At 56.5% G+C, this 23252-nt stretch carries 21 protein-coding genes; 9 read left to right on the forward strand and 12 right to left on the reverse strand.

What is annotated here, in order from left to right; translation table 11 throughout:
- Positions 1–22: 22 nt before the first annotated feature.
- The 11 genes from ACFOFO_RS00545 to styA all read right to left on the reverse strand — a co-directional run bounded on the left by ACFOFO_RS00545 (position 23) and on the right by styA (position 12621).
- Positions 23–1162 (reverse strand): TniQ family protein, encoded by a 1140-nt coding sequence (locus tag ACFOFO_RS00545; RefSeq protein ID WP_390330512.1) that lies wholly within the window; start codon positions 1160–1162, stop codon positions 23–25.
- A complete protein-coding gene (locus tag ACFOFO_RS00550; protein ID WP_390330514.1) occupies positions 1159–2037 on the reverse strand; it encodes a TniB family NTP-binding protein in 879 nt (292 codons plus the stop codon). The genes ACFOFO_RS00545 and ACFOFO_RS00550 overlap by 4 nt, the downstream gene beginning before the upstream one ends.
- A gap of 32 nt (positions 2038–2069) precedes the next feature.
- Positions 2070–3734 (reverse strand): Mu transposase C-terminal domain-containing protein, encoded by a 1665-nt coding sequence (locus ACFOFO_RS00555; protein WP_390330516.1) that lies wholly within the window; start codon positions 3732–3734, stop codon positions 2070–2072.
- A 193-nt stretch (positions 3735–3927) separates the two neighbouring features.
- Positions 3928–4218 (reverse strand): hypothetical protein, encoded by a 291-nt coding sequence (locus ACFOFO_RS00560; RefSeq protein ID WP_390330517.1) that lies wholly within the window; start codon positions 4216–4218, stop codon positions 3928–3930.
- Positions 4219–4336: 118 nt separating this feature from the next.
- Positions 4337–5578: an adenylate/guanylate cyclase domain-containing protein gene (locus tag ACFOFO_RS00565; protein ID WP_390330518.1), complete on the reverse strand. Its 1242-nt coding sequence runs from the start codon at positions 5576–5578 to the stop codon at positions 4337–4339.
- A gap of 553 nt (positions 5579–6131) precedes the next feature.
- A complete protein-coding gene (locus tag ACFOFO_RS00570; RefSeq protein ID WP_390324870.1) occupies positions 6132–6434 on the reverse strand; it encodes an EthD family reductase in 303 nt (100 codons plus the stop codon).
- A 29-nt stretch (positions 6435–6463) separates the two neighbouring features.
- On the reverse strand, positions 6464–7930 hold the full coding sequence (locus tag ACFOFO_RS00575) for an OmpP1/FadL family transporter (protein WP_390330520.1): 1467 nt from the start codon (positions 7928–7930) through the stop codon (positions 6464–6466).
- Positions 7931–8437: 507 nt separating this feature from the next.
- On the reverse strand, positions 8438–9931 hold the full coding sequence (gene styD, locus ACFOFO_RS00580) for a phenylacetaldehyde dehydrogenase StyD (RefSeq protein WP_390330522.1): 1494 nt from the start codon (positions 9929–9931) through the stop codon (positions 8438–8440).
- Between the two features lie 168 nt (positions 9932–10099).
- Positions 10100–10621, reverse strand: a complete 522-nt coding sequence (styC, locus tag ACFOFO_RS00585; protein WP_390324867.1) for a styrene-oxide isomerase StyC — start codon at positions 10619–10621, stop codon at positions 10100–10102.
- A gap of 161 nt (positions 10622–10782) precedes the next feature.
- Positions 10783–11292 (reverse strand): styrene monooxygenase NADH-dependent flavin reductase subunit StyB, encoded by a 510-nt coding sequence (gene styB, locus ACFOFO_RS00590; protein ID WP_390330523.1) that lies wholly within the window; start codon positions 11290–11292, stop codon positions 10783–10785.
- A gap of 42 nt (positions 11293–11334) precedes the next feature.
- Positions 11335–12621, reverse strand: coding sequence for a styrene monooxygenase subunit StyA (gene styA / locus ACFOFO_RS00595; RefSeq protein ID WP_390330524.1), 1287 nt, complete (start codon positions 12619–12621; stop codon positions 11335–11337).
- Between the two features lie 125 nt (positions 12622–12746).
- Here styA and ACFOFO_RS00600 point away from each other — a divergent pair, with 125 nt between their 5' ends.
- A complete protein-coding gene (locus ACFOFO_RS00600) occupies positions 12747–13634 on the forward strand; it encodes a LysR family transcriptional regulator (RefSeq protein WP_390330526.1) in 888 nt (295 codons plus the stop codon).
- 387 nt (positions 13635–14021) lie between these two features.
- Here ACFOFO_RS00600 and paaX read toward each other — a convergent pair whose 3' ends face one another.
- The gene (gene paaX, locus ACFOFO_RS00605; RefSeq protein WP_390330528.1) at positions 14022–15059 is read right to left on the reverse strand and encodes a phenylacetic acid degradation operon negative regulatory protein PaaX; all 1038 of its coding nucleotides are present in this window, start codon (positions 15057–15059) and stop codon (positions 14022–14024) included.
- 239 nt (positions 15060–15298) lie between these two features.
- Between paaX and paaA the strand changes: the two genes are divergently transcribed.
- The 8 genes from paaA to paaH are packed head-to-tail and all read left to right on the forward strand — an operon-like array spanning position 15299 to position 23065.
- Positions 15299–16300: a 1,2-phenylacetyl-CoA epoxidase subunit PaaA gene (paaA, locus tag ACFOFO_RS00610; RefSeq protein ID WP_390324856.1), complete on the forward strand. Its 1002-nt coding sequence runs from the start codon at positions 15299–15301 to the stop codon at positions 16298–16300.
- Between the two features lie 19 nt (positions 16301–16319).
- Positions 16320–16604 (forward strand): 1,2-phenylacetyl-CoA epoxidase subunit PaaB, encoded by a 285-nt coding sequence (paaB, locus tag ACFOFO_RS00615; RefSeq protein WP_390324854.1) that lies wholly within the window; start codon positions 16320–16322, stop codon positions 16602–16604.
- Positions 16605–16624: 20 nt separating this feature from the next.
- A complete protein-coding gene (gene paaC, locus ACFOFO_RS00620; RefSeq protein WP_390324852.1) occupies positions 16625–17380 on the forward strand; it encodes a 1,2-phenylacetyl-CoA epoxidase subunit PaaC in 756 nt (251 codons plus the stop codon).
- Positions 17374–17883 (forward strand): 1,2-phenylacetyl-CoA epoxidase subunit PaaD, encoded by a 510-nt coding sequence (gene paaD / locus ACFOFO_RS00625; protein ID WP_390324850.1) that lies wholly within the window; start codon positions 17374–17376, stop codon positions 17881–17883. The genes paaC and paaD overlap by 7 nt, the downstream gene beginning before the upstream one ends.
- 50 nt (positions 17884–17933) lie before the next feature.
- Complete coding sequence (gene paaE / locus ACFOFO_RS00630; RefSeq protein ID WP_390324849.1) at positions 17934–19010, forward strand: 1,2-phenylacetyl-CoA epoxidase subunit PaaE; 1077 nt, start codon at positions 17934–17936, stop codon at positions 19008–19010.
- A gap of 39 nt (positions 19011–19049) precedes the next feature.
- Positions 19050–20714 (forward strand): phenylacetic acid degradation protein PaaN, encoded by a 1665-nt coding sequence (gene paaN, locus ACFOFO_RS00635; RefSeq protein ID WP_390324847.1) that lies wholly within the window; start codon positions 19050–19052, stop codon positions 20712–20714.
- 23 nt (positions 20715–20737) lie between these two features.
- The gene (gene paaG / locus ACFOFO_RS00640; protein WP_390324845.1) at positions 20738–21529 is read left to right on the forward strand and encodes a 2-(1,2-epoxy-1,2-dihydrophenyl)acetyl-CoA isomerase PaaG; all 792 of its coding nucleotides are present in this window, start codon (positions 20738–20740) and stop codon (positions 21527–21529) included.
- 3 nt (positions 21530–21532) lie between these two features.
- Positions 21533–23065, forward strand: a complete 1533-nt coding sequence (gene paaH, locus ACFOFO_RS00645) for a 3-hydroxyacyl-CoA dehydrogenase PaaH (protein WP_390330530.1) — start codon at positions 21533–21535, stop codon at positions 23063–23065.
- The last annotated feature ends 187 nt before the right edge of the window (positions 23066–23252 follow it).

A 23252-nucleotide genomic window follows, 5' to 3' on the forward strand; every position in this document is an offset into this window, starting at 1 on the left:
GTGTCGAAGCACGAATAATCGGCTAATTTGAACGAATATTTGCTAATCGATGATGAAGCGTCGGTGGATTATCCCGATTCGAGCACAACACAATCAACATTTTTCTGCGGTGCAGCATGGGCGCTTTTTCAATATTGTCGAGTTCCGGCCAACACGTTTTGACGTAATCCACCGGCCAATTCTTGATGCGTTCGGCGAGTAGATCAAGACTTGCCGGCGGTATGAGCGGCCACAACCAATGCGTGCGCATCGACCTCGCATCGAATGCTGTCGGTCGTAGCTGCAGATCATTGATGCGTGCACTGGCAAACATCAGGTTGTCCGTCATCGCCATCGCAAAAATGCGCGCCTCCAGTGTTTTGACTTGCCGAATCCGCATGGCACGCGCCTGGCGCGGAATGATGGAAACAGTGTGCAATGCGATCGGGATTTTCAAGCGCGAAGCGAATTCCGACAAGAGTGAGTAGTCGGGTCTTGACGCCTCTGCTGCCAGCAGTATGTCGAGCAAATCTTGCGCGACCCGGCGCGCGCCGCTGGCAGACACGATGCCGTATCGGAGCCATGCGGTTCGGTCGTCCGGATCGTCGGCGAAGAGGGATTGAAGATGCAAGGCGGACATGTTGATGCAGTCAGCCAGGCGCGACGGTGTGCGACACGATTGTTTGCTCGCCTCGTTCTCGGCGATGGCGAGAAGGTGCTGTTCGACGCCATGCCAATTGACGGATTTCCGAAATATATTCGCATCAATCGGCGTCAGCCACGTGACATGTTTCAAACAGCCGACGGTGACCGCATCCAGCCAACGCCGGCGCCAATACATCGGCCGACCGGACCGAAACGTCTCCATGACGCACTGCGCGCACATGCCGAACTCTGCATTCTCCGGAAGGCACCAGGGCGTCGTAACCATCCCGGTGAGCGCACTGGTCGAGCGCCGTAAGGTTTTGGCGAGGATCAGAATGTCAGACACGTGCAAGCCACTGAGGGTGAGCCAATTTCCAACGCAGATATTGGTACGACCTATTCCAGTGTGCTTCAAGAGTGTTTGTGCCGGAACCGAATAGCAGGCTGCAACGCGGCCGATCCAGCTTCGCAAACCTTCATCGTCGACAGGATGAGCGACAATCGGTAGCGAGGTGCAGACGACACGGTCGAGATTCACGCCACAGCAGCGGTGAGCAATCCCGCCTCGGCACGAATGAGCTCGACGGTAATGCGTTCCGTACCAATGCGAAGCGCAGCGCGTGCGGCGCCGGCGAGGACTTCGGCAATGCTGCCCGTTACGCCGTGGCTGGCCGCAAGCAGTGCTTGCACCATCGGCTGTTCCCCCAAACTGGACTTCAGTCGCAGCGGAAGCGTTTTTTCGAAGGCCTGCACGAATCCCCGGAACTCATCGTTCTCGTGCCAGCGCGCCAGTTCAAAGGGGCGAAAGCGGCTCACCATCTGGTCGTCGCTCTGCAGCGCCACCAGCGCATCCTGGGTGCCGGACACGACGATGCAGCAATTCAGTTTGTTGGACAGGGACTTCAACAGGTTCAACGCAGCGCGCTGTTCGCGCGGCGTGCCGCTGAGAAGATTGTGAATTTCATCGACGAATAGCATGCGCGGTTGCATTGCCGTGAGCAGCCTGATGGTGGTGAACTCCAGCGCTTCGAGCCGATCGCTGGGACGGTAGGGTGCATTGATTGCCTGTAAAAGCTGGGCATAAAAGCGCCGCTGCGACGGCGATGCCGGCATCTCCATGGCGATGACCGAGTGATGCTCGATCCCGGTCTTGCGGTCGTAGACCGCCGGATGCGCGCGTCTGAATTTTGCGATGATCATGCTCTTTCCCATGCCCGAGTCGCCATGCAGCAGAAGGCAGGGCATGCGATTGCGCTGCGGTGTTTCATGCATTTCATCGAGCAGATGCAGCACACGCGCCGCGCGCGGGTAGTCGATCCAGCGGTCCAGTCGCAAATGCGTGATCCGCTCTTTTGCGTCGTATGCGGCGATCGGACGCATGCTCTCCAGCAGATGTTTCAGATCGCCCATCATGTCCCCTTTGATTGTCGCAACTTCACTTTGCGCTACCACATCTCCACCGGATATTCCGGCGCGTCAATGCTGTAGTCGATCCCTGTCGGTGATTCGTTTTGCGGTGTGTTATTCGTGGTTGGGTCGATGGCGCGCGAGCGCGCTTCAGCGCTTTTTCGCGCCGCCCCTTTACGTGCGGCGCGAGTCTTGTTTTTGGCGTCGTCAATGATCTTGCGTTGCGCATTGATGGCTTCGAACAGGCGTGTTTCATTGATTGCCAGGCGACTGACGGTGCGTAAATATTTCAGCGTGGCGAGACATTCCCAGAGCGCGATGGCGGGATGACGCAGGTCGGCGTAGCCGACCTTCAGGTACGACCCATCGGGCAGTTTGACGTGCAGCGCCGAGATGTCTGCCGGATCATAGTGGACGATGAGTTTGGTAGGTGTGGCGAGCAAGGGTGTGAGTAGGGGATTCCAGTAGCGGATGTGGTTGAAGACAATGCCACCTCGATGCAAGGTGCGCAGCACGGCTGGAAGGAACGCCGCATACAGATCGTCCATATGCTTGACCGGGCGACTGAGCGGTTGCGCCACCTTCCAGGCGGCATACGGAGTGCCGCCCTTCAAACCGCGATGTTCCGTGTGATGGTAGCGTTCGCCGATTTCGATGGCGAGCCAGCGTTCAAATTCCTGCAGGGTGAGGGCTGCAGTCCTCTCGGGAGCGTGATTCTTCCGGTTCTTGACCGAGTGGCCGGTGGCGCCAGGCAGTTTTTTAAGCTTGGTCATCAAGGTGCCGATGATCCGTTCGATATGACCGCCGAACTGGGGCCGGCCTGGCGGACGATAGGTCAATTCGATGCCGAATTGGGTACAATCGCGGCCGAGTGCTTTGCTGTGAAACTCGGCGCCGTTGTCGAGATGGAGGCTGCGCGGAAGGCCACCCATCGGCCAATCGATGCCCAAGCCGAGGGACTTCAGCCAGGCTGTTTTTGCGTTGACGATGCGCGTGATCAATAGCGCAACCGCCGCCGCACTGGGCGGCTCGAAGGTAACGAGAATGGCGAGGACGGCGCGCGTGGCAACGTCCATCGCCACCGACAGCCAAGGACGTCCGATTGATGTCCGATACAGATCGTCGACCACAAACAGATCACACTTTGTGTGGTCGATCTGGACGACGTCGAATGGCTTGCGAACGACGAATGTGCCGGTGGCGGTCGATGTCTGCCGGTCGTCTTCCACTTTGCGCCGCACGACCAAAGCCGGGGTCAAACGGTGCAGGCGCCGATCGATAGAAGGGCGAGAGGGTGTGGAGACGTTTTCGATTCTGCAGCGCTGTGCGATTTCTTCGACGACGTCGATCACGCGTAGCTTGGCCGCTCCTCGGGCAAGCCGGCCTATGACTTTATCAATGATGGCTTCTTGTTCCGGCGACAGCCTGGACGATCCGCTCGGGAATCCTCTGCTGCGCCCGAAGAGGGCCGTGGCGATGCCTTCGGCTAACAAACGCTGGCGGTAGCGATACACGGTTCCCCAGTGCACATTGAGCTGATGGGCGATCTGCTCTGCCATGGCTTGGTTGAACGGTAGTGCAAGGGTAGGGCGGATTGCCGCATCGAGTAATGCGAGACGCGTCCAGGTCGTCGAGTCAATAAGCTCAAGCTCCCCAGGTACTTTGGCCATCACATTCGAGTCGCCACTGCTGCGCTGCGTCATGGCCAATTCCGGTTGAATTCGTTAGCCGATTATTCGATCAAAATAAATTCATTAGCAGAGTTTGCGCGCAAAATGCCGGTTGGCATAGCCTTTTTGCAATAGGGTACTGTTGGATACCATTTATTGGAAAGCCTTACGGGGCAAGGCTTTGCGCCGGATTCGTTGTTAGCGATTATTCGTGCATATTTGCAGATTATTCGTGCTTCGACAGCAGGGACGGAATCTGGTCGCTGCATGAGATCCGGTCGATCAAATAACTCCAGAACGAAATGCCCAACTTTCGGCAGGTTTTCTTCAAGCTGGAGAACGTGTCGCGGCATTTGCGGCCGAGGTCGCTGCGCGTTCCCACCGCTGATCTTTTGTTTGAGCACGTGGCCGCGGATATCGCCTTCGCTGCCGTAATGCTCAGGTCGGCGTAGAGATCCCAAATCTGGCCGCGAACGCGTGCGATGTCAATTCGATGCTGCTCGTTTAGCGGCAGCATTTTATGGATCAGCCGCTCCGCATGCACCTTATCCAGAGCTCTGGATGCCTAACCCCGTGCTCGTGGTTATGCACTGGAATCAAAAGGACCCCTATTACGACGCTGCAGCGCCCGGCGATCATCCGGACGACGCACTGCGCCTGCCGGCCAGGAACCAGGTATGCAGTTCGCCCATGCCCTTGGCGTAGATGGTGCCGCGCTCCTCGAACAGGAACGGCTCACCCAGCCGCCGCCGGGTGGCCTCCGTCACCTGCACGCGTCCAGCCACACCGTGCGACTCCATCCGGCTGGCGGTGTTCACGGCGTCACTCCACAAGTCGTAGATGAACTTGCGCTTGCCAATGACGCCGGCCACCACCGCGCCGCTGTTGATGCCAATGCGCACCTGCAAGCTATACCCATTGCGCTGATTGAAGCGGGCCAGCGCGTCTATCATGTCCAGCGCCATGTGCGCCGCCCGCACCGCGTGATCGGCCGCCGGGACGGGCAGTCCTGCGGCAGCCATGTAGGCATCACCAATGGTCTTGATCTTCTCGAGGCCGCGATTGTCGGCAATGCTGTCAAAGTCGGTGAAGATCTCATTGAGCATTGCCACCAGTCGCTCGGGCCTCATGCCTTCAGAAAAACGGGTGAATTCCACGATGTCCGCGAACAAAACCGTCACTTCCGGAAAACTGTCGGCAATGACTTCCGGGAAGCTATCGGCCATGAGCTCGGGGCGCGCCTTCAGGCGCTCGGCAATCGGAGAGGGCAGCAGATTGAGCAACAGCCGCTCCGACACCTTCTGCTCCGCCACGATTTTATCGTAGAGGCTCTTGAGCTCGTCCCTCTGGCGAAGGATTAGCTCATGGCTTGCCTGCAATTCCTCGTTCTTCCGCGCAATCTCGGCCTCGGCGCGCTTCTTCTCGGTGATGTTGCGGCCTTCGGGAAGCAAAAACACGATCTTGCCGTTTTGGTCTTCGATGGGCAGGAGCGAGAAGTCGACCATGATCGTCTCTTCGCCGGCGGCCTGGCCGTAAGCTTCGATGTCGCAGCGTACGAACTCCCCCTGGCTGGCACGTCGTACCAGATCCCGCACGTAGTCCCGGGTCTCTTTCGAGACCGCAAACCAGCGGCACTCCCAAAAGGGTTTCCCCTGGATATCGTCCAGCCGGATACCAGCCCCCTCGAGCGCCGCTCGGTTGATCTCGAGCGTCATACCGTTCGCGTCCAGCAGGCCCACGAACTGATACATCTCATTCAGCACGATGCTCGCGAGCTTCTCCCGGTGAGTCTGGTGATCGTCGGTCGCGGAGAGCGTAACATCGCGAACGCGAAGCGCCGCGGAGTCCGTAAACAGCTGGCGGTTGATGGTCGGCATGCTTCACCTCTTGCGCGAATGGCAGGGATTCAACTCGAGGCGTCGGATAGCGTGACCGCCGCGTTGACAGGCGCGCCATCGCCGGCACCGCTGTGGCCGCCCACGCTATTGAGAATGGCTGCAGTTGACGGCTAAACACGTGATCGTGCGAGGCATCGGTACTCGCCCGAGGGGGGGCCAATGTCGATATCGCCTGATGGAACCGGATTTCCCTGTGCGCCCTGCGCAGCTCAATCCAATAGCATACACTTCCTCGCTAAGGACACCTCCTCGCTAAGGTTACTCCGCCAGAAGAATTGAGCAACAAAAAAACCACTTCAGGTTCTGGCTTGGCTTTACTGATGGCGGCCGAGCGACTTTGGGCTACCTGCCGGCCTGCGCATCCGGGGATATGGCCGATAAGCGGTTGTTAGTACCGTGCAAGCTGTTCTGGTTGGCGGTGAAACAGTCGTTACACCAGTAAGGAACCGTGCTGCGACGCTGCGGAAATCCGCCAGGCCGCACTGATGCTCGAGCAACTTATTACGTTGAATTGAAATGGTCGATCATGTCACTACTCCCTTACCTGAAGCCGCAATAGCGTGGCGCCCTTCGGTGAGTAATTCGGAACATCCGCTGCAACCGCTCTTCCTTCAGGCGACTCGAGCGCACCGAAAAGCGCTTTTTCATTGGCAAACTGGGCTTCAAAGATGAGAAAATATTCGGGAGTATCTGCCCCGAACCCCTGTGGACGGCCAGAGCTCGAACAAATTAACCCTGGTAGTCGCGATGCAAGCGGAAGATGATATTTCTGGTAATAATCGAGGAAAGACTGAGGATCATCCGGATGAGGATATAACACGAGAAGTTTATGCATTTTTTTCTCACGGTCGTTATGGCAAGTTCTTAGAATCTGTGGGTATAGGCGATCACGAAGTTGTTTTGCGAATTTGAAGTTTGTATTGGCGCGGACGTATTCGGAAGGTTCGAGTTATCCAAGGTCTCCTTGAATGCATGCGAATAGCTGAAATGAACGGTATTGTCCTTGGAGAAATCGTAGGATAAGCCCGCCGAGATATGCTTTCTCGGGACAGCGGGGATGACAGCGAACAGTAGTTCCGAACGCAACGCTTGGGACGCTATGCGCGCGCCCCCGCGAAGTGTCCAGTTACCTGTTCGGTAGGCCGCACCTAGTGCCAGGATCGTCTGATCCCTGTAATTCTGCGGTAGCTGAATATCGAGGTTTCCTCCACCATTGGCCATGAACCCGACATTAATATTTTTCATCGCGTGTTCCCAGAAGACACGGGAGACATCCGCCGTTACCAACCATTGGTCATTGAACTGATGACTCATGCCCAGATTGAGCACCGCTGGCATCTGAAAATTGCGGATCGCAATCTGGCCCTGTAGCGGTACTTGGCCAACTACCGCGTCGAGGGCTGTCAGTGTGGCATCGCCCTTAAGGTCGGACATTCTACTTTCGAAACTGTACGCTGCGCCCAAAGTGGTTGCCTTGGTAGCCTTATAAATCAGTCCAAATTTACCGCCGATTCCCCATGCGTCCGCACCGCTTGCGAGGGGACGGTTTTTCGAAAAGCTGATATGCGCGCCATCAAACGCCGGCAGCCCGCCCAAGACAGGTACAAGACTTCCAGATGCTCTCCCAGCTCCAATCAAGGAACCCACTTGATTGGCACCGAGAAGCAAATCGAGATTCAAGCCAGTCCACATGGCATCCAAGCTTCCGCCAATGCTCAGCTTTTCAGTAACGTCATAACTGACCGCGATCGGAATATTCAGCACAAGCAACCGGCTGGAATTATCTAGTCCAGAATTTGCTCCGGACGTCGTTTTCGATAAAAAACTGTCTTTGCCGTATTCCGTTCCAAGCCCCCCCTGTGCGAATGCTCCAATGCCAAAAGTAAACGCGCCCTCACGATGGGTGTAAGCGGCTTCTGGCGCGAAATAAGGACCTCGATTTTTTGAATGCGAATCAGAGGAGGCATTTTCCTGGCTTGCCTGGTTTCTCGTATTGATATCGGCGAAAATTCCGTCAAGGCCCAATTGAATTTCATTCCCCTTTGCCATTAGTGACAAGGTCGCAGGGTTCGTCATCATGCCGGCTGGGCCGACGTCGAACGCAGTCGCAGCACCTCCCATCGCTCGTGAGATCGGGCCATAGCCTTCGAGCCGAAAGACGTCGGTGGCATGTGCGCAATAGCAGCTCACGACCAGTAAAGTTGCGGTCGCCGTTTTGGATAGTTGAAGTAGAGTCATTTTTTCTTTCGTATCATCGTTATTTGGCGCAATTTTTTCTAACTTAATAAGTTTTTTGCACCACTCGCCACCACGGAAAGTCAAGCGCAACATCGCGAGGCCACGCCAGGAACTCTATTTTTCTAGAGCTGCCTGGCTTTGAGTATGCGGCTCTACATGCTCCAGGCGCGCGGTTGACCGTTCCCAACCTAGATTCGCCTTGATCTGCTCTATGCTTGGCAGTGGCTTGGGATTGAGTTGACGATCTTTTAGCCAGTTTCGAATGCATATCTTGGTTGGTTGCATGGGATGGCTCATCGAAATTTATTTGGTGAGTGAGATTGGCTAGGTCTAGCTGACCACCGTTTTGTCTGAACGTAAAAAATATTTCGCTTGACACTGTTGGCTTGTGTAACCAGTAGTGGCGGAACCTGAAGCCTCGCGGGTCAGCGGAGAAGTTCAGCACGAGAAGAAATGAGAGAGCCATTCAAACCGCCCCCACAGATCCCTGTTCCATTAAATGGCAAGGAACATCGTGCCTCTCTCCACCTTCGACGCGCTTCGCTCGCAGCTAAACGAACAGCCACAACGAAGGATTGCCATGGTTCAGTCGCGGAATACTCAATATGCGATGACTAGAGATTTGGTGTCAGTGTAGTTTTCGATTGCCGCCGCCCCATGCTCTCGGCCCACACCGGACTGCTTGAAACCGCCGAAAGGTAGATTAGGATCAACCATGTTGTGCGTATTGATCCAAACCGTACCCGCCTCGAGAGAATCGGTAAATCGTAGCGCCGCCGAAAGATCATTTGTCCAGATACTGGCGCCTAGCCCGTAAACCGATGCATTGGCGGAACGGATCACGTCGTCGTTGTCCGAAAATGACATGGCGACGAGCACGGGTCCGAAAACTTCCTGTTCCAAAAGACGAATCGGCCGATTATCACGGTTACCAAAAATGGTTGGCTTGACGAAATATCCTGGTCCGCCCATCCCGCCGCCGCATAGGAGCTCGGCGCCGTCGTCTACACCTGTTTCGATAAGTTTGAGGACGCGCCGGTGATGGTGCTCGGATACGAGTGGCCCCATGTGCGAACCTTCGTGCAGACCCGATCCCACCACCATGTTGTTTGCCAATACCACGAGGCGATCGACCACTTCAGAGTAGATTTTTTCATGAACATAAAGGCGTGAGCCGGCAGTGCATACCTGTCCGTGATTGAAAAAGATCGCGCTTGCCGCACCTTCGGCAGCGGCCTGCGGATCGCAGTCATCGAGGACAATAACGGGACTCTTGCCACCGAGCTCAAGAGAAACCCGCTTTAGATTTTCACCACACACAGCGCCGATAATTCGGCCGACTTCTGTCGATCCGGTAAATGCAATTTTGTTGATCGCGGGATGCTTGACGAGGGCAGCCCCGGCCGTCTCTCCCCGCCCTGTCACGACATTTAACGCTCCTCGCGGAAGGCCTGCTTCCAGGGCGAGTTCGCCAAGCCGCAATGCCGTCAAAGGCGTTTCCTCGGCAGGCTTAAGTACCACTGTGCACCCGCATGCAAGTGCTGGAGCCACCTTCCATACGGCCATCAGCAGGGGGAAATTCCAAGGGATGATGGCGCCGACCACGCCTACTGGCACGCGCTGTGTGGAAGCCCTGGTTCGAATGTGGGGCGGAAGCGGCAACGATAGATCCAGCGTCGAGCCCGAGATTTTTGTTGCCCAGCCTGCCATGTAGCGCAACCATTGCGCGCTGGCGCCTACTTCGAACATGCGCGAATAGGCCAAAAGCTTGCCGTTGTTGAGTGTTTCAAGGTGAGCAAGCTCTTCGCCATGTGCCTCGATAAGATCAGCGAGTTTGAGCAAAATTCTCTCGCGCGCCGCAGGTTGCATGGCCCGCCACTGGGATGACGCAAATGTCTGCGCTGCGGAAGTCACCGCTCGATCAATGTCCGCCGGACCGGCATCCGGAACTGCAGCGATTTGTTCGCCCGTTGCTGGATTGTAGACAGGGAGCGTATTACCCGATTCGGCGTCTGTCCATTCGCCAGAAATCAGCATTTTATTACGAAGCCGTTCGTTATTTCCTTGTGCTGGGTGCGCCATCGTCGTGGTCATTCGTGTCTCCTTAAACATTCGTGTTTTGGTGTCGTTTGTGGCCTTGGTTCTTCGGACCTCATAGCCGGATGGGCGCGAGCAGGCCCATGGCGCAAGCTCGCGACCAGTCACTCGGCTTTGGATCCAAAAGGGATGCGCTTCGATTGGAGCAAAGCTGAATTATTTTTACTAAATGCGAGAGTGTTCTTTAGAGAGCGCGGCGGTTGGCCGGTGAACGGATGAAGCTTTGAGCGCTTGCGTACCAATCATGAAGAGCGCAATCATCGCAAGCACACCGAAAACGTATGCCGGCGCAAGTGCAATCCAGCTGAATATGTCTCCAGGCCCGAACTTATTGGGCCCGAATGTAAGTGCTCGGTTTGGGGAGAAGTTGGAGAACAAGTAAAAGATCACGTTGGACCAACCATCAGCGACAATAGTCCAGCCCAAAAGTCGAGCAGTTTTTTCTGCAAAACCCAATCCGGGCAGTACGAAAGCAACGGCAATTACCATCATTCCATTCAATGCCGGGCCCACGTGGGCGCGAGCCCATCCTTCCGGGGTTCCTGGGACATTGAACTGCAAAATATAGCCGGGAATGACCTCGAAGCCACCAACCAGATGCATCCAGAGTCCGACGCCGAAAGCCAGGGTGCTGAAAATCATTAGAATGCCGTGTCCGGCCATCTTCTTTTGAAAATTGTTAAGCATGATGTCTCCTTATTAGTAAAAATTACGGCTTTTTCTGCAGGTCTTCAGGCAAGCCATGCCACTGCCCGCTCGTCAATTCAAAATTGAGGCTTGAGTTCCGAACTGGCGAGTCTTTCTCGGCTATGGGCTTCACACCCAAAAAAGGTGCAGCAGCGAGGGATTTAACAGCCCTCCAGTGCTTGCCGGTGGTAGCGGCTTGCAAAAAATATCAGCGGCGAGCCTTCGTGGTGGCCACATGCGACGACCTGGGCAATGAACAAAGTGTGATCTTGCACTTGAATGCGTTCTATAATCTCGCATTCAAACCAAGCCAAACTATCCCGGACGGTCGGCACCCGTTCGCGAACGACAAAGTCAGGCTCGAGAAGCGTATGTGGACGGCCGCCAAAGTGTACTGAGTAGCTTTGTTGGTCTTCGCGCAAGATACTCACGCCGTACCCTCCTTGCCGGCTAATCAGCTGATGCATCTTGCCGGCCTTTAGTGAGACCATCACGGTAGGCGGCTCGAGACTTATGGAAGTAAAGCTACTGACTGTCATTCCATGTATGCCTCCTTCGTCGTCCTCGGAAGCAACAATGGCTATCCCGGTAGGAAAATGGGAAATCGCCTTTCGATACCGAACCGGATCGGGTGACGCCGCACCGGGAAAGGGAGCGCAATTGGTTTCCATAAGTATCCGTCCTTAACTTGGAAATGAAAGAATGTCGCCGTTTTACTGCATCGAAAGTTCGGCGTTCTCAGCAAGTGCCAATGCGGGGCTTTCGGTACGCTGATATTTGGCGCACCAGGCGCGCATGCGTTCCGGGCTGGCGAAACAATCCCATTGGCGCTCTGGATAATTGAAGTTGTCGGTGAATTCGTCGGCTAGATCACGATGCTGACTCAATGCGAAAATAAACTGCTGCAGTTCCACGGGCAGCAATCTCAAGTTGGTCAACATGTAGTTGGTCCACCGCGTCGCGCCTAGAACGCGATCCTGCCGCCGGAGGTTGACATGCTCGCAAAACCGCTCGTCGAATACTTCATGGCGAATAATTTCTTCGCCCACGATCCAGGCTGCATAGGACGCCATGTTTGCACCCTGCCCGAGCACTGGGTCTACTACCGCTTGAACATCTCCGAGCGCAAGAGCTACCTTTCCGCCGTCCAATATGATGTGGCTGGTCCTGACCGTCGGTGTTACTCCTCCCTGCAGGATGTCGAGCGGTCCATTGGCCAAGTCGAATTCCTTTTCGTCGATCCGTTCTGCAACCGTGGGATGGTGTTTCCGCAGTTTATTCAGCAGAAGATCAAGGAAGGCACGCGGGTTCTCGTCGTACTTCGTTTTAGCGAGAATTTCCATGTCTCCACCTGGAATATTCTCTATGACCAATGCGGTTACCATACCGCCGAACGACACGGTTGGAATCTCGATCATTTCACCGTGCCCAGGGGAAAATGTCATGGTTACGGCCCGGATCGGCGCTTCGGAAATGCCTTTGAACAATCCCACGCAGAGCGCACGCTGTGGCTGTTCAAAGGGGGAATGGTCAGGCTGGTGCTGAAACATCTGTCCGAGTGGTCCTTTCCCTGTGCAGACAACCAGCAAATCAAAGCGCGCAGCGACTGTGGGCACGTCCTCGGCTGTCAGCTCCTTGTATTCGATTTTTCCGCCGCGGTTAAGAAACTCCTCCATCAGACGAGGCTGAAGGAGGCGATAGTCCACTCCGCGACTGGGTGACCTGAGATCACCATAAAATTTGAGTGGATTGGGACCGCCGATATAGTAGTAGTGACCAAAGTATCCATATTTTTTGGAAGGCCAGTGGTCTACGCCCAACGCAATCTCTCGCTCGATTGTCACGCTATGATGGGCCACGGTATTCAATAGGCGCAATCCGGCGTAGGCTTCAGGTGGGCGGTCAGTAAAAATTGTGACGTCCACATCGTGTTGCCTGAGAAACAATCCCAAATGCAAACCAGCGGTTCCTGCGCCGATAATCCCGATCCGTTTATTCATTCCTGTCTCCTTCGGTGGTTGTGTTTAAAAGAATCTGAGGCAAAGAATATGGACTATTGATTCGATATGGAACCCCATAAATCCGTATAATATATATTCCAAATCGGCCTTAATGCGGGTGTGCTGTGGATGGTCTTCAGGGATACAAGGCGTTCATTCGAGCGATCGAAATTGGCAGCTTTTCCGCTGTGGGAAGGGAGCAGGGCATTTCGCAGTCGACCGTAAGCAAGCAGATTGCGTCGCTTGAGGCGACCCTTGGGGTTCAACTATTCGCCCGCACTACCCGCAAGGTACGCCCCACTGCCGAGGCCCTAAGGCTCTACCCACATGTGCGTCAACTTTTAGATGCTTTGGGAGGAATGAAGTTGCCCCAAGATGGCAAGCAAGACAAGGCCAGCGGAATCCTTCGTATGTCGATGCCAAGTTCATTTGGCCGTAAATGCATTATGCCGCTGCTTCCGGACTTTCTTGAACAACATCCGCAAGTGGTTTTTGACATTCGGTTTACCAACCTTTTGGTCGACCTAGTGGAAGAGGGACTGGAATTGGCGATCCACATTGGTAATCTGCCGCCCAGTACGCTTATGGCCCGTTCCTTGGGCATTGCTCAACCCAAGCTCGTCGCGACACCCGCTTATCTTTCGCGGCGCGGCCGTCCCGAATCCCCGGTCGAGCTAACCGCCCACAATTGCATTGCATATGCGAGCACAACAAAGCATAGCCGCTGGGAGTTTGAATCGGAGCAAGGACGACAGGTGGTTGACGTGTCAGGATCGGTACGTGCGGACGATTTGGACGCGGTTTACGATGCCGTGCTTGCTAATCTCGGTATTGCGCAGGTTCCGGATTGGGTGATCGGCTCGGACATCCTGAACGGTCGTGTCGAGTGGCTTCTTCAGGATTATTATTCGGTACCTCAGCCTATCAAGTTCATTTATCCTCAAACGCGGTTTCTTTCCTCACGTGCGCGCTGCTTCATCGATTTTGTAGTCGAACGTCTAAAACGCTATTGAGGGTGTGATGAATCTTGAGCAAACATTGCAGCAGCCTGATTGAACATGACGCAAGCCTCGCATCGCGCGTGCCAGCGCGTTTGGATATACACAAGAACGGCGCGGTGAGCGCAAATTGTGCGATGAGTATTTTTTGTTCGTTGATGAATTCATTCAGTGCCTTGACTTGAAAAATAAACCCGTGACATTGACGATCGCCCAGCTGCCCGTTTAGTTATGTTGGCGATACGCAGGCGCGTGAAAAACTAGCAGTCTATCGGACTTAAATCCTTGTCGTTATATCAGGATGGTGCGCTGGTCGCCTATGACAGTCTAAAAAAGCTAGGCATATGTAACGATGCCTGGCTTTTGGATAAACGGCCGACTGATCCGACACAGCTTCAATGCTTAGGTCAGCCCGCCGAATCGCTGATAAAAGTAGGATGCGGCCTCCGGTGCGTTTTCGTCTTCGCGGCGCAAGGTATCGAGTACGTATTTCTCGGCATTGGCATACGCGGCGTGGTAGATCTGATAGCACAGGTCATACGCGGTTTTGCCAGGCCAACGTGCGGGCAACAGTTCCAGCGGTAGTTGCGGATCGTGTAACTGCGCGCGGCGGAACTCGTGGATGGCCAATGTACGGACTACGAACGCCTGTTCCGGGTCAAGCGCATTTTTCATGTTCAAGAGTTTTGGCAGTGACGCGAAGCGCTCGATATAGTGCTCATAATCGGCGACCACCGATTCCAACTGCCAGCATTCTTCAACCAGGTCACTGAGCGGGCGGCCATCCACTAGTTCTGCCTCGGATGCGGTGCAAACAAAGACCGTGCCGCGCACGCCGACCCGATTGAGAATTTCCCCGATCACTTGCGGATCAGCACTCGGATGTCCGAAAATTGCCGGTGCTATCATCCCGAAGCCTTCCCACAGCAACTCCTTGCGCAGCCCGGAACGTTGTGCCGCCGTGATCCCGCCGGAGGTCGCGAACAGTAGCGTCCATTTCCCTTGCCACGGCCTGTCCGATGGTGCGTACACACGCTGATACGCACGCTCGAAACGGCTCGACGAAGACGCATTCAGCGCATACAGGCTACGCCGGCCTTCACGTGTGGCATCTAACCATCCTTCTTCCGCGAGCCGGAACACGCTGGTGCGTACGAGTCGGTCGCTGATGCCGAAAGGTGCCAGCAGCTCAATCAGGCTGCCCAACCACACTTCGCCGCCATGAGGCGTAATCGCGTCACCGAACAGCGTCATCACCACGGATTTGGTGCGTGGCGGGCTGTGCGCCAAAAATTGTTCAATCCACTTCTTGATTGCTGGGTTTTTGGTCGACGGCATAGTGACAATGAAAATGGTTTTTGTGCAATGCGGAATAACAGGCGCATCGAGGCTGGTAAATGCCAGGAGCGCTGCCAAACCGCCAAATGATACAGGTATCACGGCATTTCTTAGGGCTTGGGCGGCAATCATACATTTCAACATGATACAAATAATTAAAGTGATACGTGAAATAGTATTTACATCATAATTTATGTATCGTATGATGAATCCTCAGTTAAACAAGATCCAGCCGAAAAGAAATGACTTGGATCAAGCCTTTCGAATTTGCCCAACACCGTTTGGCGCTCCGTGGAGCGGAGTCGGCAAATTCGCAATTCGTTGCATAGGAGAGTAAGGCCATGTACGCACAATTGGTGGAAACCGGCAGCAAGCACATACGCTCCCTGGATGAGATGGCGCCTGAAGAGCGCGCGTTTCAGCAACGCGTCGATGAAGGCATCAAGATCGAGGCGAAGGACTGGATGCCGGAGGGTTACCGCAAAACCCTGATCCGGCAAATCTCGCAGCACGCGCATTCCGAAATCGTCGGTCAACTGCCGGAAGGCAACTGGGTCACGCGCGCACCGAGCCTGAAGCGCAAGTCCATCCTGCTGGCGAAGATCCAGGATGAAGCAGGTCATGGCCTGTACCTGTACAGCGCCGCCGAAACCCTGGGCGTCTCGCGCGACGAGTTGCTGGGCGGCCTGCATTCCGGCAAGGCCAAGTATTCCAGCATCTTCAATTACCCGACCCTGAGCTGGGCCGATATGGGCGCCATCGGCTGGCTGGTCGACGGCTCCGCCATCATCAACCAGGTCCCGCTATGCCGCTGTTCGTACGGTCCGTATGCCCGTGCAATGGTGCGCGTGTGCAAGGAAGAATCGTTCCATGCGCGCCAGGGCTACGACATCATGCTGGCGCTGTGCAACGGCACGCCGCAGCAAAAGCAGATGGCGCAGGATGCATTGAACCGCTGGTGGTGGCCGTCGCTGATGATGTTCGGCCCATCCGATGCGGAATCGGTCAACAGCGCACAATCCGCCGCATGGCGCATCAAGCTGTTCTCGAACGACGAGTTGCGCCAGAAGATGGTCGACCAGACCGTGCCGCAAGCCCAATTCCTCGGCTTGACTGTGCCCGACCCCGACCTCAAGCTCAATGAAGAGACCCAGCATTACGAGTTCGGCGAGATCGACTGGACCGAGTTCAACAATATCCTCAAAGGCAACGGCCCTTGCAACCGCGACCGCCTGCGCACGCGCGTCAAGGCGTACGACGACGGCGAGTGGTTTCGCGATGCGCTGGTAGCGCACGCCGACAAACAAGAAAGCAGCAAGGCACAGACGCAGCTTGCTGCCTAAATTTCCAAAGGAGAATTTCATGAGTAAAGAATGGCCCCTGTGGGAAATTTTCATTCGCAGCCAGCATGGCCTAGCGCACAAGCATGTCGGCAGCCTGCACGCGCTGGACGCGGAAATGGCAGTCAACAATGCGCGCGACGTGTACACCCGGCGCAATGAAGGCGTCAGCATCTGGGTGGTGAAGGCGGACCACATCACCGCCAGCAGCCCGGGCGACAAGTCGGCGTTGTTCGAGCCGTCCAACAGCAAGGTATATCGCCACCCGACCTTCTTCCCGATGCCGGAAGAAGTCAAAAACTTGTAAGCCGGCGCGGAGACAATAAAATGGCGGATCCACAATTCGAATACCTGCTGCGCCTGGCGGACAACGCGTTGGTATTGAGCCAGCGCCTGTCGGAACTGTGCGGCAAGGGCCCGGCGCTGGAAGAAGACATGGCATTGACCAACGTCGCGCTCGACCTGATCGGGCAAGCCCGTTTCTGGTTCACCTATGCCGGCGAGATCGAAGGCGCCGGCCGCGATGAAGACCAGCTGGCGTTCCTGCGCGACGCCCACGAATTTCGCAACCTGTTGCTGGTCGAGCAGCCCAACGGCAGCTATGCCGATACGCTGGCGCGGCAGTTTTACTTCGATGCCTGGCATTACCTGTTGCTGGAAAAGCTGGTGGATTCATCCGACGAACGCATCGCCGCGGTCGCTGAAAAATCGCTGAAGGAAGTGCGCTATCACTTGCGTCGCAGCGGTGACTTGATCGTGCGTCTGGGCGACGGTACCGAGCAGAGCCATAGCATGATGCAGAACGCGGTAAACGACCTGTGGATGTTCACCGGTGAAATGTTCGAGGCGGACAAGGTTGATCAAGCCATGCTGGCGCAGGGCGTCGCACCGGATCTAGCCAGCCTGCGTGCGCCCTGGATCGATCATGTGACCGAGATCTTGCAAGAAGCGACGCTGGAGGCGCCGCCGATCGACGCATGGATGCAAAAGGGCGGCAAGCAGGGTGTGCATACCGAGAAGCTGGGTTATCTGCTGGCTGAAATGCAATTCCTGCAGCGGGCTTATCCAGGCGCCACATGGTGAGCGCCGTGACTGCAAGCACCGAGCAAATCTGGACTTGGCTGGCCGAGGTCCCCGACCCCGAAATTCCGGTAATTTCGGTGGTCGACCTGGGCATCGTGCGCGATGTCGCGTGGGAAGGCGAGGTATGCATCGTCACCATCACGCCGACCTACAGCGGCTGCCCGGCAATGCTGGTCATTGCCGAATCCATCGAAGCAGCGCTCAAGAGCCGCGGCATTGCGCGTTTCAGGATGAAGACGAAGCTGTCGCCGGCCTGGACCACCGACTGGATGTCGGAAGCCGGCAAGATCAAGCTGAAGGGATACGGCATCGCGCCGCCGGCGCAACAGGTGATCGACATCAGCCGCATCACGCGCAAGAGACCTGACGCTTTGAAGGTGGCCTGTCCGCACTGCGGTTCGACCAATACACGCTGCAGCAGCCAGTTCGGCTCTACACCGTGCAAGGCGCTGTACCGCTGCGACGATTGCCTGGAACCATTCGATTATTTTAAATGCCATTAGTCCTGGGCGCGCCGCGCCGGGCGCCTGGCGCAATTTGGGAGCATTCCGTCATGAGCAAGTTTCATCCACTGACCGTCGCGCAAGTGACCAACGAGACGCGCGACACCATTGCGGTCACTTTTGCGGTGCCGCCGGAATTGCAGGATACGTATCGCTATGCGCCAGGCCAGCACCTGACACTGCGCACCATGATCAACGACGAAGACGTGCGCCGGTCCTATTCGATCTGCTCCGCAGTCCAGGAAAACACCTTGCGCGTCGCCATCAAGCGTGCCCCGGGCGGCGCATTTTCAACCTGGGCCAACGACATGCTGCAGGCGGGCGCCGTCATCGAGGTCATGCCGCCGATGGGCCACTTCAGCGCGCCGCTGTCTCCGGAAAACCGCAAGCGCTACCTGGCGTTCGCCGCCGGCAGCGGCATCACGCCGATGCTGTCCATTATCAAGACGACGCTGATCACCGAAGCGCACAGCACATTCACGCTGTTCTACGGCAACCGCGCATCGTCGTCGGTGATCTTCAAGGAAGAGCTGGCGGATCTGAAAGACCGCTATCTGGGCCGGTTCAAGCTGGTCTATGTAATGAGCCGCGAGCAGCAGGACATCGAGCTGTTCAATGGTCGCATCACCAAGGAGAAATGCGAGCAATTCTTCAAGCATTGGGTGGCGCTCGGCGACATCGATCAGGCATTTATCTGCGGTCCGGAACAGATGATGCACGACGTGTCGGAAGCATTGCAGGCCAACGGACTGCCGAAGGAAAAAATCAAGGTCGAGCTGTTTGCGGCCAGTGTCCCGAAGCACCAGCATCTCCCGAGTACGCGGCCAGCCGCCGGCAGCCAGGACTGCGAGGTCACGCTGATTATTGACGGAGCCCACATCAATTTCACAATGGAAAAGGACAAGGAGTCGGTGCTCGACGCGGCCCTCAAACAAGGCATCGACATGCGCTACTCCTGCAAGGCCGGAGTGTGCTCTACCTGCCGCTGCAAGGTGCTGGACGGCAAGGTCGACATGGATGCCAATTATGCGCTTGAAGACTACGAAGTCGCACGTGGCTTCGCACTGTCCTGCCAGAGCTTTCCGGTGTCCGACAAAGTGGTCATGGATTTCGATCAGGATCACTAAGTTTAGCGCTGAATAATTTGAATATTGGAGAAATGTACCATGTCTCATCCTTTTTTTGACCGTCACCAAGCCCTGCTGCAGCAGGCGACAGAAGCAATCGAGCAGCGCGGTTACTGGAGCGCCTATACCGAAATGCCGAGCCCGAAAGTGTATGGCGAAACTGCGAACGACGATGGCAAGGCCGCGTACGAGGCCCATCTGGGAAAGCCGTTCGCGCTGGCGCAGGCGGCGACTGTCGGTCAGGCCGGAAAAGAGGCGTCGCCCTACGGATTCAATCTTGGCATTACCTATCCGAAGGCAGACCTCGACCAATTGTTCGCCGCGATCAAAACCGCGTCGCCTGCATGGCGCAAGGCTGGACCGGAGGCATGGGTTGGCGTGTCGCTGGAAATCCTGCAACGCCTGAACCAGCGCAGCTTTGAAATCGCTTATGCGGTGATGCACACCACCGGCCAGGCATTCATGATGTCGTTCCAGGCAGGCGGCCCGCATGCGCAGGACCGCGGCCTGGAAGCAGTGGCGTACGCATGGCAGGAAATGCGCAAGATTCCGAAAATGGCGTATTGGGAAAAGCCGCAGGGCAAGAACGAGCCGCTGAAGATGGAAAAGCATTACAGCGTTGTACCGCGCGGCGTCGGCCTTGTCATTGGCTGTTGCACGTTCCCGACCTGGAACAGCTATCCAGGCCTGTTTGCAAGTCTCGCGACCGGCAACGCGGTCGTCGTCAAGCCGCATCCCGGCGCCATCCTGCCGTTGGCTATTACGGTAAAGATCGCACGCGAAGTGCTGGAAGAAGCCGGCTTTGATCCGAACATCGTGACGCTGGCGGCACATGAGCAGGGCGACAACACGGCAGTGGAACTTGCGACCCGTCCGGAAATCCGCCTGATCGACTTTACCGGCAGCAGCCAGAATGGCAACTGGCTGGAGCGCAATGCGCACCAGGCGCAGGTATTTACCGAGAAGTCAGGCGTCAACCAGATCATCATCGACTCGACCGACGACTTCAAGGGCATGGTGCGCAATATCGCGTTTTCACTCACGCTGTATTCCGGCCAGATGTGTACTGCACCACAAAACATTTACATTCCAAAGGATGGCGTCGATACGCCGGAAGGACGCGTCGGCTTCGACCAGGTGGTTGCTGCGATCGGCGACAGCATCGCCAAGCTGACCAGCGACCCGGCCAAGGCCGTCGAGGTGCTGGGCGCAATCCAGAATGTCGGGGTGCTCGACCGCATCGACGCCGCGCGCGCCATCGGTGAAATCGTGGTCGACAGCAAGGCGCTGGCGCACCCGTTGTTCCCGGATGCGCGCATCCGTACACCACTGCTGGTGAAGGTAAGCGAAGTTGACGAGAGCAAGATCATGCAGGAATTTTTCGGCCCGATTTCGTTCGGCATTGCTACCGACAGCACAGCACACAGCATTGCATTGGCCGAAAAGGGCGCACGTGACCATGGTGCATTGACCCTGTCGGTGTATTCCAGTAGCGCAGCAGTCATCGCCGATGCGCGTAGCGCCGCAGAGGACGCCGGCGTCGCGCTGTCGATCAATCTGACCGGCGCCGTTTTTGTAAACCAGTCTGCCGCCTTCAGCGATTTCCACGGCACCGGTGCGAATCCGGCGGCAAACGCGTCGCTGTCGGATGCGGCTTTCGTCGCCAACCGCTTCCGTGTCGTGCAAAGCCGCGCGCACGTATAAGCAAACAAAGACTGGAGCGATTAATGAATTATCAAAACATCATGTTCGAGATTCAAGACGGTATTGCGCGCCTGACGCTCAACCGCCCGGACAAGCTCAACAGCTTTACCGTAGCGATGCATCTCGAAGTGCGCGAGGCGCTGGAACAGATCAAGGCCGATCCGTCGGTACGCGTACTGGTGTTAACCGGCGCCGGGCGCGGTTTCTGTGCCGGCCAGGATCTGGGCGACCGTGCCGTGGCACCGGGTTCGGCAGCGGTGGACCTCGGCGAATCGGTGGAAAAATATTATGCACCGCTGGTCCTGGCGCTGCGCAACCTTCCGGTGCCAGTCATTTGCGCGGTCAATGGCGTTGCGGCAGGCGCCGGTGCCAATCTGGCGCTTGCCGCAGATATCGTGATTGCCGCCAAGTCAGCATCGTTTGTCGAGGCTTTTTGCCGCCTCGGCCTGATTCCGGATACGGGTGGGACTTACTTCCTGCCGCGCCTGATCGGCACTGCGCGTTCGATGGGACTGGCGATGCTCGGCGAAAAACTTACCGCGGAACGCGCGGAAAGCTGGGGCCTGATCTGGAAATGTGTCGAGGACGATGTACTCAGCTTTGAGGTGGCCAGCCTGGCAAAACATTTCGCAACTGCTCCGACCAAGGGCCTAGCTCGCACCAAGCAGGCGCTGCATGCGAGCCCGGCCAACACGCTGGAACAGCAGCTTAAGCTTGAGCGCGACTTCATGCGCGAACTTGGCAATACCCAGGATTATCGCGAAGGCGTAGCGGCATTCACCGAAAAACGCGCACCGCAGTTCAAGGGGGTATAAGTCATGGCAATCGCACTCGATACTTCCCGGGTTGTTGCTGTCGTCGGTAGCGGCGCAATGGGCGCCGGTATAGCGCAGGTCGCCGCCGCTGCGGGACACGAGGTAAAACTGTTTGATACCCGCGCAGAAGCCGCCGACAAGGCCATCGCAGCCATTCGCAAAACCTACAGCACATTGGCGGGAAAAGGCAAGATGACCGCCGCTGCTGCCGCTGCCGCCAGTGCGCGGTTGCAATCGGCTTCCGCGATCGGTGACCTTGCGGACGCAGCGCTCGTGGTGGAAGCGATCGTCGAGAATCTGGACGCCAAGCGCCAGTTGTTTGCCGACCTTGAAGCAGTCGTCGCGGACGACTGTATCTTGGCTACGAACACGTCGTCGATTTCAGTCACGGCAATCGGCGCGAAGCTGCGCTTGCCGCAGCGACTTGTCGGCATGCATTTTTTCAATCCGGTGCCATTGATGGCATTGGTCGAAATCGTCAGTGGCCTCGCAACCGACCGCGACACCGCCGACATCATCCACGCGACTGGCGCTGCGTGGGGCAAGAGCCCAGTGCATACCGCGTCAACCCCTGGTTTTATCGTCAACCGCGTCGCCCGTCCGTATTATGCGGAAGGCTTGCGCGTAGTGACCGAACAGGCCGCGACACCGGCAACGCTAGATGCGGTCATGCGCGAGGCTGGTGGATTTCGGATGGGACCATTCGAGTTGATGGATTTAATCGGGCACGACGTCAACTTTGCGGTGACGAGTTCGGTATTCGCAGCGTTCTTTAACGATCCGCGCTTCACACCGTCGTTGCTGCAGCAAGAGCTGGTCAATGCCGGCTTCCTCGGGCGCAAGAGCGGGCGCGGTTTTTATCAATATGGCGACAACGTCCCGGCGCCTGTGCCGCAAACTGAGCCGGCGTATCCGGCCCCGCAGGAAGTCGTACTGCAAGGTGGGAATACCGTGGCCGACACGCTCGCTGCACGGTTGTCCTCTTCTGGCCCGCAAGTGCGCCGCACGTTCTTTCAACAGGAAGACGGTGCCCTATTGAAGTGCGGCGACGCAACGGTCTTCCTGACCGACGGTCGCACTGCAACGCAACGTGCACTTGACAATACCGTTCCGAATACAGTGTTGTTCGATCTGGCGCTCGATTTTTCGACCGCGTCCCGCATTGCACTTACACGTGCCGATCAGTGCAGCGATGCTGCCTATCAGGCAGTGATCGGACTGTTCCAAATCGCTGGCTTTGCAGTATCTCCGTTGGGCGATGTTCCGGGAATGGCCGTCATGCGTACCGTCGCGATGTTGACCAATGAAGCCGCGGATGCCGTCAACCAAGGCGTATGTAGTGTGCAGGCGGTCGATATGGCGATGCAAAAGGGAGTCAATTATCCGCGCGGCCTGCTCGCCTGGGCAGACAACATCGGCCTGAACGTTGTCATGACGGTGCTAGATAACTTGGCGACGACTTATGGTGAAGACCGCTACCGCATTTCTCCGCTCATTCAGCGCAAGGTCGCAATGGGAGCCAAATTTTATGGATGACTTGCGACAAGCGCGGGATGCGCAGGCGCTGGCCGAAGCCACCGATAGTGTGATGTTCGAGCGCGAATCAACCGCGCTGGGATCCGCATCCCGCTGTTCCGCGGAAAGTCCTATCAGATAACAGGCGAAGTTTTAGAAGATCTAGCGTCCAATAATCGACAGGCAGGATCCTGAGACCCACGCATTT

The sequence above is a fragment of the Pseudundibacterium arcticum genome (assembly GCF_042646465.1).
Lineage (GTDB): Bacteria > Pseudomonadota > Gammaproteobacteria > Burkholderiales > Burkholderiaceae_D > Undibacterium_A > Undibacterium_A arcticum.

Bases quoted from the DNA above. Each gene is read 5' to 3' on its own strand.
- ACFOFO_RS00550 (WP_390330514.1), bottom strand. From the start codon at position 2,037: ATGATGGGCGATCTGAAACATCTGCTGGAGAGCATGCGTCCGATCGCC.
- ACFOFO_RS00555 (WP_390330516.1), bottom strand. From the start codon at position 3,734: ATGACGCAGCGCAGCAGTGGCGACTCGAATGTGATGGCCAAAGTACCT.
- ACFOFO_RS00560 (WP_390330517.1), bottom strand. From the start codon at position 4,218: ATGCTGCCGCTAAACGAGCAGCATCGAATTGACATCGCACGCGTTCGC.
- ACFOFO_RS00565 (WP_390330518.1), bottom strand. From the start codon at position 5,578: ATGCCGACCATCAACCGCCAGCTGTTTACGGACTCCGCGGCGCTTCGC.
- ACFOFO_RS00570 (WP_390324870.1), bottom strand. From the start codon at position 6,434: ATGCATAAACTTCTCGTGTTATATCCTCATCCGGATGATCCTCAGTCT.
- ACFOFO_RS00575 (WP_390330520.1), bottom strand. From the start codon at position 7,930: ATGTTGCGCTTGACTTTCCGTGGTGGCGAGTGGTGCAAAAAACTTATT.
- styD (WP_390330522.1), bottom strand. From the start codon at position 9,931: ATGACCACGACGATGGCGCACCCAGCACAAGGAAATAACGAACGGCTT.
- styC (WP_390324867.1), bottom strand. From the start codon at position 10,621: ATGCTTAACAATTTTCAAAAGAAGATGGCCGGACACGGCATTCTAATG.
- styB (WP_390330523.1), bottom strand. From the start codon at position 11,292: ATGGAAACCAATTGCGCTCCCTTTCCCGGTGCGGCGTCACCCGATCCG.
- styA (WP_390330524.1), bottom strand. From the start codon at position 12,621: ATGAATAAACGGATCGGGATTATCGGCGCAGGAACCGCTGGTTTGCAT.
- paaA (WP_390324856.1), top strand. From the start codon at position 15,299: ATGTACGCACAATTGGTGGAAACCGGCAGCAAGCACATACGCTCCCTG.
- paaB (WP_390324854.1), top strand. From the start codon at position 16,320: ATGAGTAAAGAATGGCCCCTGTGGGAAATTTTCATTCGCAGCCAGCAT.
- paaC (WP_390324852.1), top strand. From the start codon at position 16,625: ATGGCGGATCCACAATTCGAATACCTGCTGCGCCTGGCGGACAACGCG.
- paaD (WP_390324850.1), top strand. From the start codon at position 17,374: ATGGTGAGCGCCGTGACTGCAAGCACCGAGCAAATCTGGACTTGGCTG.
- paaE (WP_390324849.1), top strand. From the start codon at position 17,934: ATGAGCAAGTTTCATCCACTGACCGTCGCGCAAGTGACCAACGAGACG.
- paaN (WP_390324847.1), top strand. From the start codon at position 19,050: ATGTCTCATCCTTTTTTTGACCGTCACCAAGCCCTGCTGCAGCAGGCG.
- paaG (WP_390324845.1), top strand. From the start codon at position 20,738: ATGAATTATCAAAACATCATGTTCGAGATTCAAGACGGTATTGCGCGC.
- paaH (WP_390330530.1), top strand. From the start codon at position 21,533: ATGGCAATCGCACTCGATACTTCCCGGGTTGTTGCTGTCGTCGGTAGC.